Genomic DNA, 16,646 nt, shown 5'->3' on the forward strand with positions numbered 1-16,646 from the left:
GAACAACCTATTTGTGGCCAGCGACGCAAGAAACGACTCGATGACCTACGATTCGCTGTTGTTCGACGTGGATGGCGTCCTCCTCGCGTTCCACCCCGACCACCCGACGGTTTACCGGCAGGCCGTCGTGGAGACGTTCGACGCGTTCGACGTGTCGCCCGAGGACGCCCACGTGGACGCCTTCATCGCCGGGAGAACCATCGACGAGATGCGGCGAGCGTGCGCCGACCTCGGCATCGATTTCGGGCGGTTCTGGCCGGAGCGCGAGGCGAACACGTCGCGCCTCCAATCCAATATGATGGACCGCGGCGAGCGGGTCCCCTACGACGACTGTTCGGTTCTCCCGGACCTCGCCGCGCATCACGACATGGGGGTCGTCAGCAGCAACCAACACGCCACCATCGAGTACATGCTCGACCGGTTCGACTTCGCCCACCTGTTCGAGACGGCCTACGGCCGTGAACCGACGGTCGAGGGATTCGAGCAGACCAAACCCGAGACGTACTACATCGAGCAGGCGATGGCCGACCTCGACGTGACCGACGGCCTCTACGTCGGCGACAGCGCCTGTGACGTTCGCGCCGCCCACCGCGCGGGCCTCGACTCGGCGTTCATCCGACGACCACACCGCGATGGCTACGACCTCCCGGAGGACCCGACCTACGAGGTGGAGTCGCTCGCGGACCTCTTCGACCTTCCGGGTATCGCGGAGTCCGCGTAAGGACCGCCGTTTCAACCCGCGTCACCGGTTTTCGTCCGTTCTCCGTCCGTTCCCCACCCGGTCTCCGCCCGGTTTCGTCCGATCAGATTTTCGTCGTTCTCGAAACGCGACCACCTCGCATCGAACACTGGATATCGTTTCGACACAGCCGAAACGAAATGGAGAAGTCTCAAATAGCCGGTTTAGAACGGTTTCAGAGGATTTCGAGTCGTATTCGCGGGGGAAGTACATTCGATAGAGACGAAACGACGGCACATCACGCGTGTGAATACCTCTCGTGGCGAGATACGGCGTTCTCCGGTCGAAGACGCCCATTACGAAACTATGCATGTAATGTACCCACGAATCGTGTGTTCGGCTCGCTTCTCGGGGGGTTATAACGTACATATTTTCGTGATAAATCAGGGTCGATTTCGAGTCCACGGAAGCTCCCCCTCTCGTCCGCCGGAAACGAAGGTAGCAGTCCGCATGACCGCGGAGAGGAGGAATATCAGGGGTTCGCGGTTCGACGGAATCGAAAGCCGAGGGTTCGTGGAGCGAGAATACCGCGACGAATCGGACGTTCGGAAAAAGTACGAGACGAGTGACGGAGCGCTCACGTCGGCGGGCAGCGCTTGCCCATGACGACCGGTCGGGCCGCACCGGTCGCGCCGGGAACGTTGTTCGGCACGCCGTCCAGCGCCGCCGCGGCGAGCAGGGCGAACGCGGCGGCCTCCTTCGCGTCGCTTCCGACGCCGTACTCGTCGATGGTTCGGACCGGGGCGCTCACCTCGGCGTCGAGCATGTCGAGGAGCGCGGGGTTGTACGCCCCGCCGCCGGAGACGACGATTTCGTCCGGCGCGTTCGAGAGAAATCGCCGGTACGCGTCGGCGATGGAGCGGGCCGTCAACGCCGTCGCCGTCGCCACGACGTCCTCGTCCGTGCAGTTTCGCTCCCGGCAGGCGGCGACGAACTCCCGTGCGTACGAGCGGCCGAACTGCTCCCGTCCGGTGGATTTCGGCGGTTCCGCACGGAAGTATGGCTCGTCCAACGCATCGTCGAGTATCGCGTCGTGGACCGTCCCCTCGCAGGCCATCCGACCGTCGCGGTCGTACGTCCGCTCGCCGTCCGTCAGGAGTTCCACGATGCCGTCGATGACCATGTTTCCGGGTCCCGTGTCGAAGGCGGTCACGTCCTCGCGCGCCGCTCCGGGCGGCAACGCGGTGCAGTTCCCGATGCCGCCGACGTTCTGTGCGACGCGGAACGACTCGTCGTCGGCGAGCAGGGCGAGGTCTGCGAACGGAACCAGCGGCGCACCGTGTCCGCCGACCGCCACGTCCGCGGTTCGAAAGTCCGCGACCGTCGTGACGCCGGTTCGCTCGGCGATGTAGCTCCCGTCGCCTATCTGGAGCGTCGAACGGCGTCGGTCGTCGCCCACCGGCAGTCGTCGCGGTTCCGGTTCGTGACGAATCGTCTGGCCGTGCGACCCGATGGCGTCCACGGCCGAGATATCGAGGTTCGCGGCGTCCGCCGCCGCTTCCGCTGCGTCCGCGAAGACCGCCGCGAGCGCGACGTTCAGCCGACAGGCCTCGGCGACGGACCCCTCGTCGGAGCAGACGCGTTCGAGTCGCTCTCGGAAGGCCGAATCGTACTCCCGCGTGACGAACGATTCGACGGTCACGTCGTAGTCACGTATCGCCTCCCCGTCTCTCCGAATCCGACAGCAGGCCGCATCAACGCCGTCGAGCGACGTGCCCGACATGAGGCCGACGACGACGCGCTCGCTCACGCCGTCACCCCCTCGATTTGCTTCGTGACCGTCCCGTCGGCGAACCGCTGTCGAACGCGAGATGGTGAAGCGCGGCGTACTTCGTCTCCGGTCGAACATCGGGGAGGAGATACGTTTCGAACGTCGATGCCGTCGAAAATGCGCCCGTACTCGGTAAGACGGCGACACTGTGTGATCATCTCCCCGCTGTTTCTCGTCCCGCTACTTATACTTCCGTTCGAAGGGGAGCGACGTCAGTTATCGTCGCAATTCCACGTCGGCGGTTCGTCGATGTCGTACATCATCGTCTCCAACCGCTGGTCGAGACCGGCGGAGAGACCGCCGTCAACGACGAGTTCCGTGCCGGTGACGAACGACGCCTTCTCCGACGTGAGGTAGAACGCGGCCTCGGCCACGTCCTCGGGCCGTCCGAATCGCCCGACGGGATACTGGTTCAGCCACTCCTCGCGGACCGGCCCCTCGGTGGTCAATTTCTCGCTCGACGCGTCGGTGATGATGCTCCCCGGACAGACGGCGTTCGAGCGGACGCCGTGGCGGCCGTACTGCGTGGCGATGAGTCGGGAGAGCGCGACGATGCCGTTCTTCGCGGCGGAGTAAGAGGCGAGGCCGATGCCGAGTTTCGCGTTGATGGACGAGACGTGGACCATCGACCCGCCGCCCGATTCGACCATCGCCGGGAGGACCTCCCGAGCGCAGAGGAACTGGCCCTTCAGGTTCACGTCGATGATCCGCTCCCACGTGTCGTCGGTCACGTCGGCGACGTTGCCGTCGTCGAACGACCCGCCCGCGTTGTTCACGAGGACGTCAACGCTCCCGTGGCGCTCCATCGTCGCTTCGACCATGGCGGACACGTCCGCCGAATCGCTGACGTCGGTCCCGACGAATTCGGCCGTCCCGCCGTTCTCCTCGATGCGGGCGACCGTTTCCTCGCCGCCGTCCGAGTCCACGTCCGCGACGATGACGGTGGTGCCAGCGTCCGCGAGTCGCTCCGCGATGGCTCGGCCGATACCCTTCGCCGCGCCCGTGACGACGGCGACGTCGTTACTCCGCTCTGTCGTGCTCGTGTCCATATGCTCCACCCGTACCCGGTCCACAAAACGGTTTGTATCGCGACGACGAGTCGTTCTCCGAAGCAGAGCGTCACTAACCCAAACATTTTTCTATGTTCATTTTAAAATCGAACCGAGCATGGTTAACAGCAACCACGGTGCTAGCGATGAGCCTGAGAGAGCTTCGCTGACGCGACGACAGTGGCTCGCGCTCGGCGGCAGCGCGACGATGGCCGGACTGGCCGGGTGCGGCGGCAGCAACCCTGACGACCCGGACGTAACGATGTCGGGGACTCCCGACGATGCGAGCGGTTCCAACGGGAAAAACGGGACGCCCGTCACGACCGAACTGCACATGCGCGCGCCGGTCAGTTGGCAACCCAGCAAGGCCAACATCAACCCCTTCACCGATACGAAGAACACCGAGTTCTGGATGGACAACATGTGGTGGGAGTCGTTGGTTTGGCCCAACGCCAAGGGGGAACCGATGTACTTCCTCGCGGACGAAATCAATATCAAGGGGAGCGGCTGTGAGGTCGAGATAAAACTCAACGACGAGTACACGTGGTGGGACGGAACGCCCGTCACCGCACAAGACTTCCGCACCGCCGCGGTCATCAGCGATTACAAGGCGAGCTACGGCCCGGAGAACACGGACGACAGTTGGGAGGTGGCCGATAAACACACGATCAAACATCATCTCGCCGGACCGGCCAATCCGTCGTTGCAGAAGACGGCATCCCCATACTACACCGTCCCCGCCAAGCACGATTATTTCAAATCGTGGCTCGATAAGTACGAAGACGCGGGCGGTCAGAGCGCCGTGGAAAAGGTGACGAAGGAGCTGACTTCGACGACCATCACGCTGAACGACCTCACCGAGAAGGGTCTCGGCTGTGGGTTGTGGAAGCCGAAACAGCTCTCCCCCACCAACGCCGTCCACGAGAAGTACGAGGACCACCCGCGCGCCGACTGGACGAACCTGAAGACGTTCAACTGGCATCTCATCTCGGAGAAACAGAAGGCGATTCAGGCGCTCAACGCGGGCCAACTCGACATGGGGGACAAGACGATAAATCAGGCCAAGTCCAACGGCAACGTCGACGTGTTCAACCAGTTCGGCACGTCCAGCATCGTGAAGTTGGCCATGAACTGGAACAACGAACACCTCGCTCGCCGTCCCGTTCGTCGGGCCATCGCGTACCTCATGGACCACGACGAACTCGTGAAAGTCATCAAGAGCACGCAGGGACTGAACTACAAACCCCGAGACACCGTAACCGGGATGTCCGCGAGCACCGGGAATCAGTGGACGAGCAAGAGTTTCCAGAACAAGCTCATCGACTACGGTCGCACGTCGAAGCCCGAGAAGGCGAAACAGGTCCTCAAGGACGCGGGCTACACGAAGGACGGCGACGTCTGGGCAGGACCGGACGGCAGTCGCGTCGAGGGACTCACCTATCTGACGCCGCCGTGGACCATCTACGAGACCATCGGGAAGTACCTGAGTCCCAAACTCAAGGAGTTCGGCTTTGGCAACGAACTCATCATCCCGTCGAGCAGCGGGTTCTGGAAGCGGTGGACCGACACCCACGACTTCGACATGGTCAACTGGTTCTCGAAGACGTCACACCCGGCGAGCGCGTATTCCACCGTCAGCGTGGCCGGACTCGGTAAGTTCGACGAAGTTGTGAACGTAACGGAACCGAGCGGCGATTGTAGCGTCGATCGCCGAACGCCCGATCTCTCCCGGTCACGGAGCAAGAAGCTGAACCAACCGATCCGGCCGAAGTTCCCGAAGAACGTCGGACAGACGGGCAACGGCGGCGCAAAACAGACGTTGTATCCCGTCAAGTGGGGCAACATCATGTCCCAAACCCAGTCCACGAAGGAGGTCAAAGACCTCACGAAGAAACTCATGTGGTACACCAACTGGCAGGTCCCGCACATCGGCTTCTACGACGAGACGAGGGTGTACTGGGGCAACCAGAACAAGTTCGACTTCCCGACCGGGGACGACACCGGCCACTCCGAGAAGGCGAAGAACGAACACTTCACGAACGCTATCGAATTCCTGCTGAAAGGGCACGTCAGCGCGAAAACGAAGTAACCGCCCCGCCGCTGTCATCCCACGCGCGGTTTTTCGGTCCTCAGGTCCGATGGCATTTCACGAGGAGCGCCGCCGTTCCGGCACCGAGTGTGCCCGCACCGAGGACGTTGAGGACGGACACGACGTGTGCTGCCGTTCCCGGTTCCGACCAGAAAAAGAGCAGTATCGAGAGGAAACAGGCCAGACACTCGAACGCCAGCAGCATGGCGAACTTATCGGCGTTCGAGCAGACGTAATCGAACACGGTGGGTGCGTGAGACATTCGTTCGGGTCACTCGCACGTCAGGAATTAAGCGTTTCGCCCAGTCTCCTCATCGTCGTCGATTCGGGCGACGGCGTGAGCGACCCCACAGTCGGGACACTCGTAGAACTCCCGGTCGAACGTCGCGCCGCATCTGATACACTGGTACGTCTCGGTGTCGTCCGAGTCGTCTCCGAATAGGCTGCGGAGTCGCGTGAGGAGCGCCATACCTCGAACTGGGCCGCAGACGTAATGAAACCGCCCGTTACAGAGAATCCCTCCCATACCTTTATTGCGGTGGGAGAAACACAAGCACAGTAGCACGATGTATTATTCGAAGCGGATCGGGCAGTCAGTGCTAGTGTTCCTGCTGGCGCTGACGGTGACGTTCGCCCTGTACCGAATGTTACCGTTCGGCCCCGTCGAGATGGTGAAAAACCATCTGATGCAACAGATGATAGAACAGGGAAGCAGTCCGTCGCCACAGCAGATGGAACGCATCAACATGATGGTACAGACGTACACCGGTATCGACCCGTCCAAACCGTGGTACGTTGCGTACTACGATTACCTCCGAAACATCATCGTCTATCAGGACTTCGGACGGTCGATTTTTAAGAATCGACCGGTCTTCGACATCCTGTTCGAGGCGATGCCGTGGTCGCTGTTCATCAGCATTTACGGCCTCGCGCTCGGGACGACGGTCAGCCTGCTGCTCGGCGCGGTCATGGCGTACAACGAAGGCGGTACGTTCGACACCGGGATGACGATATTCTCCATCGCCAATACGACCGTTCCGTACTACATCGTCGCCATCCTCTCGCTCATCGTCTTCTCGTTCTCCCTCGGCTGGTTGCCGAGCGGCGGACGGATGGACCCGAACACGACGGCCGGACTGAACCTCCCGTTCATCGTCGGCGTCGTCAAACACGCCATCCTCCCCGTGTTCTCCTCGTTCATCGCCGGATTCGGCGGTGCACTGGCGTTTCGGGGGAACTGCATCCGCGAGATGGGCGAAGGCTACATCCGCGTCGCGCGACTCCGCGGCATCAGTCAGGGCCGCATCGCCATCCGCTACGTCGGCCGCAACGCGCTGTTGCCCGTCTACACGAGCATTATGATGGGCATCGCGGGCATCTTCGGGAGCAGCATCATCCTCGAAACCATCTTCAACTACCCCGCGATGGGGCTCGTGACGTACAACGCGCTGTTGAACCGCGATTACCCGCTCATCATGGGGTCGTTCATCTTCTTCACCAGCATCACGCTGTTGGGAATCCTCATCGCCGACCTGACGTACGGCGTCATCGACCCCCGCGTCAAAGGAGGGAGCGAACGTGAAGCCTACTGAGAATGGCGATGCCGAAACGTCGCACGCCGACACCCCTCGTCGAACCGACGACGAATCCGCACGAACCGACGGCGGAACGAACAGTCGGTCCGGTTCCGCCCCGATGGACGAGAGCATCTTCACGCAAACGTCGAACGTCCCAGAACTGACGGGACGCGAGAAGGCCCGGCGGTCGTTCGAGCGGCACGTCTACGCGCCCATCGCGGTGCTGTTGAACGATTGGCGGGCGCTCGTCGGGTCGCTCATCCTCCTCGGCTTCGTCGTCATGGGCGTCATCGCCGCGGCACCGTTCGGCATCGTCCTCGTCGAGAAAGCCACCGTGATGGAGGGACCGATATACCTCTCGCCGTTCCAAGACTGGGCGTATCCGCTCGGAACCAACGTGATGGGGAAGTCGATTCTGAAACAGGTCGTCCACGCGACGCCCGCGATGCTGGAGATGATCCTCGCCGGTGCGTTGCTGTCGGTCTGTCTCGGAACGCTCATCGGCACCGTCGCCGGTTACCGCGGCGGCCGCACCGACTCCGCGTTGATGACGCTCACGGACGTCGTTCTCACCATTCCCGGCATCGCGCTGGTCATCGTGCTGGCGAGCATCTACCAACCGGAAAGCCCCCTCGTCGTCGGCCTCATCCTCGGCATCGACAACTGGCCGAAGTTGGCGCGGACGGTTCGCTCGCAAGTGTTGAGCATCCGCGAGGAGGCGTTCACCGAAGCCTCGCGCATCATGGGCCTGTCGGAGCTTCACATCCTCCGCAAGGACGTGGTTTCGAACCTGATGCCGTACATCTCGGTCAACTTCGCGACCAGCGCCCGGAAGATAATCTTCGAGTCCGTCGGGTTGTACTTCCTCGGTATCCTCCCCCGCTCGAACCTGAATTGGGGATTGATGATGAACGACGCGTACAACCAAGCGAACCTGACGAACCCCGACCAGATACACTGGTTGCTGGTGCCGATGGCGCTCATCATCCTCATCTCGCTCGGATTCATCCTGCTCGCGCAGGGGCTCGACCGGGTGTTCAACGTCCGCCTTCGCGCGCGCCACGAAACCGCCGGAGGTGACGAATGAGCACCTCGGTCACGGACGAGAACGGGCAGGCGGTATCCCTCCTGCTCGCCATCAGGCGGTCGTTCCTCGCGTTCATCGTCGCGCTAGGGGTCGTCTGTTGGCTGTTGGCCGTCCTCCTCTCGGGCTATCTCCTCCCCTCGCTGACGCACGCCGTTCTCGCCGGAATGTTCGCCATCTGGGGGACTAGCGCGTTCATCTACGCCATCCTCGGTCACCTCGGACTTCGCTTGATAGGGTACAACTGATGACTCGACACGCACCACACGAATCCATGACCACCACCGATATCAAACACACCGACGGAGCAACACACGCCAACCGAGAGCAACGCATCGACCGACCGCGACACACCGACCGGTTCCGCGAAACCGGCGGCCGGAGGTGACGCCGATGGCAACCGAATTCCGGCCCGCGTCGGACACCGACACGCCGTCCGAGGAAGACGTCATCCTGGAAGTCCGGGACGCCAGCGTCTCGTTCAGCATGGACCGCGGGGATTCCCGCGTCCTTCGGGACGTCAGTATCGACGTCCATGCAGGCGAGGTCCTCGGCGTCGTCGGCGAGAGCGGGTCCGGCAAGTCGATGCTCGCCTCCGCGATGCTGGACGCCATCGTCTCGCCGGGACAGGTGGATGGGGAAGTCATCTACCATCCGCCGGACGGCGGCGAACCGGTGGACGTGCTATCCCTCTCCCGCGAGGAACTGACGAAGCTCCGCTGGAACGAGATTTCGTTCGTCATCCAAGGTGCCCAGAGCGCGTTCAACCCGACGATGACCATCGGTAGTCACTTCGAGGAGACGCTTCGCGCACACGGCGCGGACGTCTCGGAGGGAATGGAGTTCGCGCGCGAACTCCTCGCGGACCTCTACCTGCCGACCGAGCAGGTGTTACGCTCACACCCGCACGAGCTGTCCGGCGGGATGAAACAGCGGGCGCTCATCGCCCTCGGCCTCGTCCTCGACCCGAACGTCGTCGTGATGGACGAACCGACCGCGGCGCTCGACCTGCTGATGCAGCGGTCCATCGTCAGCATGCTGGAGGACCTCCAGGAGAAGTACGACCTGACGATGGTGTTCGTCACCCACGACCTGCCGCTCGTCGCCGACCTCGCCGACCGCCTCGCCGTGATGTACGCCTTCGACCTCGTGGAACTCGGCCCGACCGACGAACTCCTCGACGACGCGGCCCACCCCTACACCCGCGCGCTGCTCAACGCCGTCCCGAACATCTCCGACCGGGCGATGGACATCGAGGGAATCGAGGGGTCGAGTCCCGACCCCGTCTCGCTCCCGAACGGCTGTTCGTTCAACCCGCGCTGTCCGCTGGCCGACGGGACGTGCGAGTCCGAAAGTCCCCACCTCCGCGACGTGGACAAGGGTCACGAGGTGGCCTGCTTCTACCCCGAAGAGGCCCGTGAGACGGTCCCGCTGTTGCTCGACGAGCCGCCGAAGTCGGCAGACGCGGCGGATGCCGCCGACGCCAGCGGAGGTGAGCGACGATGACCGACCGCCGCGGTGACCCGCTCCTCTCGCTGCAGAACGTGAGCGTCCACTTCGAGAAAGAACGGTTGTTCGGCCTCGCCGGGTCCGAGACGGTCCACGCCGTGGACGACGTGAGCCTCGACATTTACGAGAACGACATCGTTGCACTCGTCGGCGAATCCGGGTGTGGAAAGACGACGCTCGGAAAGACGGCCATCGGCGTCCAGCGTCCGACGGAGGGGAACGTGCTGTACCGGGGGCAAGACGTGTGGGAAACCAAGGAATCCGGCGGCCTGTTCGACAGAAAAGAGTCCGCCGGCGAGTACTCGGCGGAGGAGATACGCCGTTCGCTCCAGATGATTCACCAGGACCCCGGCAGTTCGCTGAACTCGAACTACACGGTCGAGTCGAGCCTCGCCGACCCGTTGAAACACTGGCAACCGGAGATGAGCGAAGCGGACCGACGCGCCCGCATCTACGGCCTGCTCGAATACGTGGGTATGGCCCCGGCGGAGGATTACGCCAAACGGTATCCTCATCAACTCTCCGGCGGGGAACAACAGCGCGTGGCGCTCATCCGGGCCTTGCTGATGAACCCGGACCTCATCCTCGCCGACGAGGCCATCAGCGCGCTCGACGTGTCGCTTCGCGCCGAGATGATGGACCTCATGCTCGAACTGCAGGACCAGTTCAACACCTCGTACCTGTACATCTCGCACGACCTCGCCAACGCCAAGCACCTCACCCAGCGGGCGAACGGCCGCATCGGAATCATGTATCTCGGCGAACTCGTCGAGATAGGGACGCCCGAACAGATAATCCACGACCCACAACACCCGTACACGAAGGTGCTTCTCTGGGCGACCTCCGACCTCAGGAATCGGTCCGAGAGCGTGCCGGAGCCGCCGATTCGCACACTCGACATCCCCGACCCCGTGGACCCGCCGTCCGGGTGTCGGTTCCACACGCGCTGTCCCGAGGCGCGGACGGCGTGTACGGAATCGTGTCCATCGCTCGCCGACCGCGAGGGCGACGGTCGGCGGACGGCCTGCTTCCGAAACGAAGCAGACCACGCCTACTGGGAGAGCGAACCGCTCTCGGACGACGGACGGTCCGAAAAACCCCAAGCCCCCCGCGAGACCGCGGACGGCGACTGAACCTCAGTCGCACCGATACCGTTCGACCTTTTCCTCGTCCACCGTCACCCCGAGCCCCGGCCCGTCCGGGACCCGGAGCGCGCCGTTCTCGACCTCGAACGGGTCCTCGATGATGTAGTCGTCCCACCCGTAGTAGGTGCTGTCCGGCGGGAGGTTGATACCGGGCGTGCTCGCCACGGTGTGGAGCATCGCCGCGGTCTTGACGCCGAGGTCGAAGCCGCAGTGGTGGGACACCGAGACGCCCGCGTTGGCCGCCATGGCGACCTGTTCGCGCACGGCGAGGATGCCGCCAGCGGGCACGAGGTCCACGACGGCCACGTCGATGGCGTCGGCCTGCAACAGAAAGCGGAGGTTGCGCGGGAAGTACGTGTCCTCGTTGACCGCGACGGGCGTCCGCACGCGGTTGCGGAGCGAGGCGTACGTCCCGTAGGTGTCGATGCGAACCGGCTGTTCGAGGTACTGGAGGAGGATGCCCTCCTCTTCGAGTCGGGTGGCGACCCGAACCGCGTCCTCGAACGACCAGCCCTGATTTGGGTCGAGTCGGAATTCGAGTTCGCCGTCCACCTCGTCGTGCATCGCGCGGATTCGCTCGACGTCCTCGCGCCAGTCCGGCCCGGCTTTCGTCTTCAGCGTCGAAAAGCCGTGTTCGACGGCGCGTCGGGCGTAGGTCCGCGACTCCTCCGGCGAGAGGATACCGAGGCAGGTGGCGATGTCTACCGACTCGCGGGTCTTCCCGCCGAGCAGTTGATGGACGGGGACGCCCACCGTCTTGCCGAAGGCGTCCCAGAGCGCGGTTTCGACCGCCCCGAGAAACGGCCGAACTTTCACGTAGGGGAAGTAGAACGACTCGACGAAATCCCGTATTTCGCCCACCTCGCGGCCGACGAGTTCCGGGGCGATAACGTCGTCCACGACCGCCTTCGTCACCGCGGCGGACTTCATCCCGACGAGCATCTCGCCCCACCCCGTCACGCCGTCGTCCGTTTCGACCTTCACGAGCATTCGCGTGACCGACGTCACCTGGTCGTGGTTGCTCACGTAGGGAGCCAGTCCGAGTTCGTCTTCGAGCGGTTTGACACCCATCTCTACAGGGATGGCTGACACGTTCGTCACCGACATACTACATCCTCGAAGGCCACCTACAAATAACTCCGCACGGCGGCGAAATCGGTTTCCGCGTCCGGAGAACTTATGCGCCCGAGTGTTATCTGTCATATCGATGATTTCGGAGACGGTACGAGTTCTCGTCGTCGGCGCGCATCCCGACGATTGCGACCTCAAAGCGGGCGGCGTCGCGTGCAAATATGCGGACGACGGCCACGACGTGCTGTTCGTCTCGGTGACGAACGGCGAGGCCGGACACCACGAACTCGGCGGCGCGGAACTGGTTCGACGCCGCCGCGCCGAAGCGAACGCCGCGGCATCCGTTGCCGGGGTCGGGTTCGAGCAGTTCGACATCCCGGACGGTCGGGTCGAACCGTCGCTGGACAATCGGGACCGACTCATCCGCCGCATCCGCGAGTTTCGACCCGACCTCGTGCTCACTCATCGACCCAACGATTACCACCCCGACCACCGCTACACGGCGCAACTAGTGCGCGACGCCGCCTACCTCGTCGCGGTGCCGAACGTCTGCCCGGCGACGCCCGCGCTCGACTCGAATCCCGTGTTCGCCTACCTGAGCGACACCTTCGAGCGCCCGTATCCCTTCTCGCCTGACGTGGTGGTCGATATCGACGACGCCGCGGACCGGAAGTTCGAGATGCTCGACTGTCACGGCTCCCAGATGTACGAGTGGCTACCGTACGTCGAGGGCGTGCTGGATGACGTCCCCGACGACCCGGACGAGCGGTTCGACTGGTTGCGAAGCGGCGGCCTGCCGCACGTGGAAGCGCTTTCGACCGTCGCGGACCGCTACCGCGACGACCTCGTCGAGCGATACGGTTCGGCGGGCGAGGAGGTCCGCTACGCCGAGGCGTTCGAAGTGAGCGAGCACGGCGCGCCGCTGACGGACGAGACGAAGGCGCGACTGTTCCCGTTCTGACGCGAACGACAGGGTTATAGGGAGACGGTCTGACACGTCAATCGATGACGAACGTCTTGCTCGCCGGTGAGTCGTGGGTAACGGTACAGTTCGAGATAAAGGGGAGAAACGTCATGCGCGACAGCCAGTACGGGGAGGCGGCGGACCGGTTCATCGAAACGCTCGAATCGGTCGGCGCGGAGGTGACGTATCAGCCGTGTCACGTCGCCGCCGAATCGTTCCCGCGGACGACCGACGCGCTGGACGAGTACGACCTCGTTATTCTGAGCGACGTCGGCGCGGACACGCTCCAGATAACGGATCGAGTGGCGGGCGGCGACACGGACGTCGACCGCTGTGCGCTCCTCGCCGACTGGGTTCGGGACGGCGGCGCGCTCGGCATGGTCGGCGGCTACATGAGTTTCGCGGGAAAAGGCGGGCAGGCGCGATACGGACACACGCCGGTCGCCGACGTGCTTCCGGTCGAAATAGCGGCGGGCGACGACCGCGTGGAAACGCCCGACGGTTCGGTACCGCGAAACGAGGGCGTGTCGAACGCCGACCTGCCCGACGAGTGGCCGCACGTCCTCGGCTACAATCGGACGACGGCGAAACCGGATGCCGAGGTATGGGCGACGGTTCGGGACGACCCGTTCCTCGCCGTCGGCGACTTCGGGGACGGGAGTTCGTTCGCCTACGCGACGGACTGTGCACCTCACTGGGCACCCGACGGGCTTCTGTCGTGGAACGGCCTGCCGACGCTCTGGGAGCGGGTTCTCGACCGCGTTTGTTAGTCAGTTCACTTCGTCCAGATACGCGTTCCAGACGCCCATCGGGTCTTCACACGCGAGTTCCGAGATGGTCCGACAGCCGTCGTAGCCCCACATGAACACGCTGTCGGTACCGAGATCGAGCGCGGTTCGCGTGGCCGTCCGGACCTCCTCGGTCGCCGAATCGCCGGACAGACCGAAGCCCTGAATCCACAACTGACTCCGGAGGTCGTTTTCGTCCGCGAGTTCGACCAGCTCCTCGCCGAACCGCGAGACGAACTCACCCGGGTCGGCGTCCTCGGTGAACGCGTCCCAGTACGGGTCGGTGGCGAGCACGTCGATGTGTTCGTTCTCCGCGAGTCGCGCCCAATTGCGCGGCCCGTGGTCGGCCGACCCGGTGGGCATGAGACAGACCGCGTTTTCCGCGCCCGCCTCGTGTGCCAGCGCCATCATCTCGTCGAGGAAGTCGAGCATCGACTCCTCCCGGAACGACGAGACGGCCTCCGTTTCGGTCGCTGGCATCGGTTCGCCGTACTCCTCGCGGAATCCGTCGCGGCAGTGTTCACAGCGACAACACCACACGTCGCGGGGATGGTCGTCGCCGTACCAGTGGACGTCGTGCCAGTGGGGTTCGTCCCAGAAGAGCACGTCCGCGCCGAGTCCGGCGGCGTCGCGCGTCCACTCGCGCATGAACTCGCGGAACGCCGGGTCGTTGAAGCAGGCGGCGGGCACGCGCTCCCCGGTGTTGAGGACCTGCCGACTGTCGGGGTTGTGCGCGACGAACCGGGAGAACTCCTCGCCGCCGAAGACGCCGCCGACGGCCCACGGGTTGACGTAAACCGACAGCGACTGGTCGCTGCTCGCGGCGACGATATCCCGCATCGTCTCGCGGTAGAACGCTTGGTCGCGCTCGCTGAAGGTGTGGAGGACGGCGGTCAGTCCCTCTTCGCGAAGTCGTTCGAGGTCGGCCGCCGCGTGTTCGGGGTCCTGTACGCCGAAATAGCTCGCTCCGCGTTCGATGTCGGGCATGGTCGTGGCGTGATATCACTGCACAGCCGACAACCATGAACGTATCGACGAGGGGGGTGGAACGAAAGCGGCGGGAAAGCAATCGGAAAGGTATTATTCCACCACAGCGACCCGGATTTAACGGTCGGCGCGCGGGAGCGAACAACGTGAGCGACCCGCGCGAGGGACGAGTGACGTTCCGTGGGAACGGGGACGAGCGAGGAGGTTGGGGAGGGACGAGGGCGGTGCGGTCGCGGTATGAACGCCGCCAGGTTCCCGCGCCGCGTATACTCTCCTGTGCCGAGGTTGTCGGACTCTCCTGTGCCGAGGTTGTCGGCCGTTTCGTCCGCGTTCGAGTACAGGTGCGACCAGATACAGTGCGACCGGGTGAAGGTGCAACCGGGTACACGTACGATACCCAACGCGCGCAGTTCCCGGGATGGCAATCTGCGACCGACTCGAATCATTCGAGACGCGAACGACGAAGCTATTTGTTCCGTGCCATGGGAAGGTATCGTATGTCGAACGAAACCATCTACGAGGAGTTGGGCGTCCCGCACGTCGTCAACGCGGCGGGGACGAAGACGCGAATCGGCGGCAGTCGAATCCGGCCCGAAGCGATGGACGCCATGGCCCGCGCGTCCGAGGCGTTCGTCCGCCTCTCCGACCTGCAGGCCGAGGCCAGCGAGTTGATAGCCGAGGTGACGGGCGCGGACGCCGGGTACGTCACCTCCGGAGCGTCGAGCGCGCTGGCGCTCGGCGCGGCCGCCTGCATCGCGGGCGACGACATCGGCGCGATGGCGCGACTGCCCGAGACGGAGGGCGTGCCGGACGAAATCGTCATGCCGCGAACGCATCGGACGGGCTACGACCACGCGCTCCGGGCCGTCGGCGCGCGAATCGTGGACGTGGGAACCAACGACCGTCACCTCGGCACCGGGTCGCGCAACGTCGAACCGTGGGAAATCGCCGACGCCATCGGAGAGAACACGGCGGCGGTGGCCTACGTCGAGAAATCGTACACCGAACCGCCGCTCGACGTCGTGTGCGACATCGCACACGACGAGGGCGTCCCGGTCATCGTGGACGCCGCCGCCGAACTCCCGCCGATGAGCAACCTCTCAGCCTTTATCGACGCGGGTGCGGACCTCGTGGCCTTCAGCGGCGGGAAGGCCATTCGCGGCCCCCAAACCACCGGCATCCTCGCTGGTGGCGCGGACCTCATCGAGTCCGTCGCCGCCCAGCACCTCGACATGCACGCGGCCGAGGCGGTGTGGGAACCGGCCCCGAAACTCGTCCATCCGGGGCGACTCGGCGGCGTCCCGCGGCAAGGAATCGGGCGCTCGATGAAGGTCGGAAAGGAGGAAATCGTCGGCCTCATCCGCGCCCTCCAGCTTTTCGTGGAAGAGGACCACGACGCCGTAATCGAGGAGTGGCTCGAACGCGCTCGGCGAATCGCCGCCGAACTCGACGACGTGGACGGCCTCGAACCGTCGCTCACGGCCGACGACAAGACCGCCGTCGCGCCGGAGGTCGTGGTCTCCGTCGACCCGGAAGTGGCGGGCGTCACCGCGACGGACATCGTTGGCGGTCTCCGACGCGAGGAACCACGCGTCTTCGTCGGCGGGGACGCGCTTCCGGCGGGCGAGTTCACCGTGAATCCGATGTGTCTCACGGACGATGAGGCGGACTACGCCGTCGAGCGAATCGTCGCGCACGTCGAGGAGTGATACGGCGGCGAACGGTTGGCGTGAGTGGGAGGCTCGTTTGCGGTCGGCGCGTTCGTTTGCGATCGGCGCGTGCGAGAAACGCGCGCGAGGGACGACTGAGCGAACGCGAAGGAGTCGGATGGGGAGGGTTGAGGGCGGTGCGGTCGCGGTATGAACGCCGCCAG

The 16,646-nt window shown here is 64.1% G+C and carries 16 protein-coding genes; 10 read left to right on the forward strand and 6 right to left on the reverse strand.

Annotated elements, in window-relative coordinates; genetic code table 11:
- Positions 1-40: 40 nt before the first annotated feature.
- Positions 41-721 (forward strand): HAD family hydrolase, encoded by a 681-nt coding sequence (locus tag B208_RS0117175; protein ID WP_007980850.1) that lies wholly within the window; start codon positions 41-43, stop codon positions 719-721.
- 595 nt (positions 722-1,316) lie between these two features.
- Here B208_RS0117175 and B208_RS0117185 read toward each other — a convergent pair.
- Positions 1,317-2,489: an anhydro-N-acetylmuramic acid kinase gene (locus tag B208_RS0117185; RefSeq protein ID WP_026177915.1), complete on the reverse strand. Its 1,173-nt coding sequence runs from the start codon at positions 2,487-2,489 to the stop codon at positions 1,317-1,319.
- Positions 2,490-2,722: 233 nt separating this feature from the next.
- On the reverse strand, positions 2,723-3,559 hold the full coding sequence (locus B208_RS0117190) for an SDR family NAD(P)-dependent oxidoreductase (RefSeq protein WP_007980854.1): 837 nt from the start codon (positions 3,557-3,559) through the stop codon (positions 2,723-2,725).
- 118 nt (positions 3,560-3,677) lie between these two features.
- Here B208_RS0117190 and B208_RS0117195 point away from each other — a divergent pair, with 118 nt between their 5' ends.
- Positions 3,678-5,648 (forward strand): ABC transporter substrate-binding protein, encoded by a 1,971-nt coding sequence (locus tag B208_RS0117195; RefSeq protein WP_007980856.1) that lies wholly within the window; start codon positions 3,678-3,680, stop codon positions 5,646-5,648.
- Positions 5,649-5,688: 40 nt separating this feature from the next.
- Here the strand turns inward: B208_RS0117195 and B208_RS0117200 are convergent, their stop codons facing one another.
- The gene (locus tag B208_RS0117200) at positions 5,689-5,910 is read right to left on the reverse strand and encodes a hypothetical protein (RefSeq protein WP_007980858.1); all 222 of its coding nucleotides are present in this window, start codon (positions 5,908-5,910) and stop codon (positions 5,689-5,691) included.
- Between the two features lie 27 nt (positions 5,911-5,937).
- Positions 5,938-6,117, reverse strand: coding sequence for a hypothetical protein (locus B208_RS0117205; RefSeq protein WP_007980860.1), 180 nt, complete (start codon positions 6,115-6,117; stop codon positions 5,938-5,940).
- 127 nt (positions 6,118-6,244) lie between these two features.
- Here B208_RS0117205 and B208_RS0117210 point away from each other — a divergent pair, with 127 nt between their 5' ends.
- The 5 genes from B208_RS0117210 (at position 6,245) to B208_RS0117235 (ending at position 10,951) form a co-directional block, all read left to right on the forward strand.
- On the forward strand, positions 6,245-7,240 hold the full coding sequence (locus tag B208_RS0117210) for an ABC transporter permease (RefSeq protein ID WP_007980863.1): 996 nt from the start codon (positions 6,245-6,247) through the stop codon (positions 7,238-7,240).
- Positions 7,227-8,312 carry an ABC transporter permease gene (locus tag B208_RS0117215; RefSeq protein ID WP_007980865.1) on the forward strand — a complete coding sequence of 362 codons (1,086 nt, stop codon included), beginning with the start codon at positions 7,227-7,229 and terminating at the stop codon, positions 8,310-8,312. Before B208_RS0117210 ends, B208_RS0117215 begins: the two co-directional genes overlap by 14 nt.
- A complete protein-coding gene (locus tag B208_RS0117220; RefSeq protein WP_007980867.1) occupies positions 8,309-8,557 on the forward strand; it encodes a hypothetical protein in 249 nt (82 codons plus the stop codon). Before B208_RS0117215 ends, B208_RS0117220 begins: the two co-directional genes overlap by 4 nt.
- Before the next feature lie 145 nt (positions 8,558-8,702).
- The gene (locus tag B208_RS0117230; RefSeq protein WP_007980871.1) at positions 8,703-9,815 is read left to right on the forward strand and encodes an ABC transporter ATP-binding protein; all 1,113 of its coding nucleotides are present in this window, start codon (positions 8,703-8,705) and stop codon (positions 9,813-9,815) included.
- Entirely contained in the window at positions 9,812-10,951 is a 1,140-nt protein-coding gene (locus B208_RS0117235) for an ABC transporter ATP-binding protein (protein WP_007980873.1), read from the forward strand. The genes B208_RS0117230 and B208_RS0117235 overlap by 4 nt, the downstream gene beginning before the upstream one ends.
- A 3-nt stretch (positions 10,952-10,954) precedes the next feature.
- On the opposite strand, the gene B208_RS0117240 is transcribed toward B208_RS0117235, so the two are convergent.
- A complete protein-coding gene (locus tag B208_RS0117240) occupies positions 10,955-12,070 on the reverse strand; it encodes a mandelate racemase/muconate lactonizing enzyme family protein (RefSeq protein WP_026177917.1) in 1,116 nt (371 codons plus the stop codon).
- Between the two features lie 100 nt (positions 12,071-12,170).
- Between B208_RS0117240 and B208_RS0117245 the strand changes: the two genes are divergently transcribed.
- Both B208_RS0117245 and B208_RS0117250 read left to right on the forward strand, forming a co-directional pair.
- On the forward strand, positions 12,171-12,995 hold the full coding sequence (locus B208_RS0117245) for a PIG-L deacetylase family protein (protein ID WP_007980877.1): 825 nt from the start codon (positions 12,171-12,173) through the stop codon (positions 12,993-12,995).
- A gap of 44 nt (positions 12,996-13,039) precedes the next feature.
- The gene (locus B208_RS0117250) at positions 13,040-13,768 is read left to right on the forward strand and encodes a glutamine amidotransferase (protein WP_007980879.1); all 729 of its coding nucleotides are present in this window, start codon (positions 13,040-13,042) and stop codon (positions 13,766-13,768) included.
- On the opposite strand, the gene B208_RS0117255 is transcribed toward B208_RS0117250, so the two are convergent.
- A complete protein-coding gene (locus B208_RS0117255) occupies positions 13,769-14,773 on the reverse strand; it encodes a hypothetical protein (RefSeq protein WP_007980881.1) in 1,005 nt (334 codons plus the stop codon).
- 497 nt (positions 14,774-15,270) lie between these two features.
- On the opposite strand from B208_RS0117255, the gene B208_RS0117260 reads away from it, so the two are divergent.
- Entirely contained in the window at positions 15,271-16,482 is a 1,212-nt protein-coding gene (locus B208_RS0117260) for an aminotransferase class V-fold PLP-dependent enzyme (protein WP_007980883.1), read from the forward strand.
- The last annotated feature ends 164 nt before the right edge of the window (positions 16,483-16,646 follow it).

It is taken from the genome of Haladaptatus paucihalophilus DX253 (assembly GCF_000376445.1).
In the GTDB taxonomy this organism is placed as follows: domain Archaea; phylum Halobacteriota; class Halobacteria; order Halobacteriales; family Haladaptataceae; genus Haladaptatus; species Haladaptatus paucihalophilus.

Coding starts and splice junctions, on each gene's coding strand:
- B208_RS0117175 (WP_007980850.1), top strand. CDS start 41: ATGACCTACGATTCGCTGTTGTTCGACGTGGATGGCGTCCTCCTCGCG.
- B208_RS0117190 (WP_007980854.1), bottom strand. CDS start 3,559: ATGGACACGAGCACGACAGAGCGGAGTAACGACGTCGCCGTCGTCACG.
- B208_RS0117195 (WP_007980856.1), top strand. CDS start 3,678: ATGGTTAACAGCAACCACGGTGCTAGCGATGAGCCTGAGAGAGCTTCG.
- B208_RS0117200 (WP_007980858.1), bottom strand. CDS start 5,910: ATGTCTCACGCACCCACCGTGTTCGATTACGTCTGCTCGAACGCCGAT.
- B208_RS0117205 (WP_007980860.1), bottom strand. CDS start 6,117: ATGGCGCTCCTCACGCGACTCCGCAGCCTATTCGGAGACGACTCGGAC.
- B208_RS0117220 (WP_007980867.1), top strand. CDS start 8,309: ATGAGCACCTCGGTCACGGACGAGAACGGGCAGGCGGTATCCCTCCTG.
- B208_RS0117230 (WP_007980871.1), top strand. CDS start 8,703: ATGGCAACCGAATTCCGGCCCGCGTCGGACACCGACACGCCGTCCGAG.
- B208_RS0117235 (WP_007980873.1), top strand. CDS start 9,812: ATGACCGACCGCCGCGGTGACCCGCTCCTCTCGCTGCAGAACGTGAGC.
- B208_RS0117240 (WP_026177917.1), bottom strand. CDS start 12,070: ATGTCGGTGACGAACGTGTCAGCCATCCCTGTAGAGATGGGTGTCAAA.
- B208_RS0117245 (WP_007980877.1), top strand. CDS start 12,171: ATGATTTCGGAGACGGTACGAGTTCTCGTCGTCGGCGCGCATCCCGAC.
- B208_RS0117250 (WP_007980879.1), top strand. CDS start 13,040: ATGACGAACGTCTTGCTCGCCGGTGAGTCGTGGGTAACGGTACAGTTC.
- B208_RS0117255 (WP_007980881.1), bottom strand. CDS start 14,773: ATGCCCGACATCGAACGCGGAGCGAGCTATTTCGGCGTACAGGACCCC.
- B208_RS0117260 (WP_007980883.1), top strand. CDS start 15,271: ATGTCGAACGAAACCATCTACGAGGAGTTGGGCGTCCCGCACGTCGTC.